Here is a 689-nt window from a genome sequence, read left to right as displayed (position 1 = left end):
ATGCGAAAAATATCATCAGAAGGACTAGCACTTATTAAACAATGGGAAGGTTTGCGTTTGAACGCCTATAAAGATGCCATTGGGGTGTGGACAATAGGTTATGGACATACAAACAGTGCTGGAAAGCCTTTTATTTACGAAGGCATGACAATCACTGAAAAGCAAGCAGAAGAACTTCTTTGCCAAGATTTAAGACAATTTGAAAATGTCGTTGAACGCGCTGTTACAGTTTCATTAACAGATGAACAATTCGCGGCGTTAGTGTCGTTTTGCTATAATGTAGGAACAGGAGCCTTTTGTAACTCGACACTGTTAAAAAAGCTCAATCAAGGTGAATATGAAGCTGTCCCTGCAGAGCTACAGAAATGGACCAAAGCAGGCGGAAAGCGTCTTGAAGGTCTCGCACACCGGCGTGCAGCAGAAGCAGGCTTATGGGCGAAAGGTGCTTTTGTTTCCTCTAACTACCAAACAGTAGAAACGCAAGCACCAACGGGGGTTTTCAAAGCCGAAGCCCTTGCACCGATTATTGGTTCTTTTTCTGGGCTTGGAGGCTTATTAGCAGGAAATGGACCAATCCAATGGGCTTTGGCCACCATTATGGTTTTAGCCGCATGTGCTGGTATTTTCTTTGTTGCTAAACGCTTTCAGGAGCATCGTCTATGATCTTATGGATGAAAAGAAATCTGATG

General features: G+C 43.4%; 1 protein-coding gene. It reads left to right on the top strand.

The window, feature by feature from the left end; all coding sequences use genetic code 11:
* Window positions 1–663: gene transfer agent endolysin BgtA (gene bgtA / locus ACFIO5_RS11990; RefSeq protein ID WP_375635151.1), on the top strand; the 663-nt coding region annotated here is incomplete at its 5' end.
* Between the last annotated feature and the right edge of the window lie 26 nt (window positions 664–689).

The sequence above is a fragment of the Bartonella sp. AA86SXKL genome (assembly GCF_042196885.1).
This window is presented reverse-complemented; position numbering and strand designations above follow the sequence as displayed.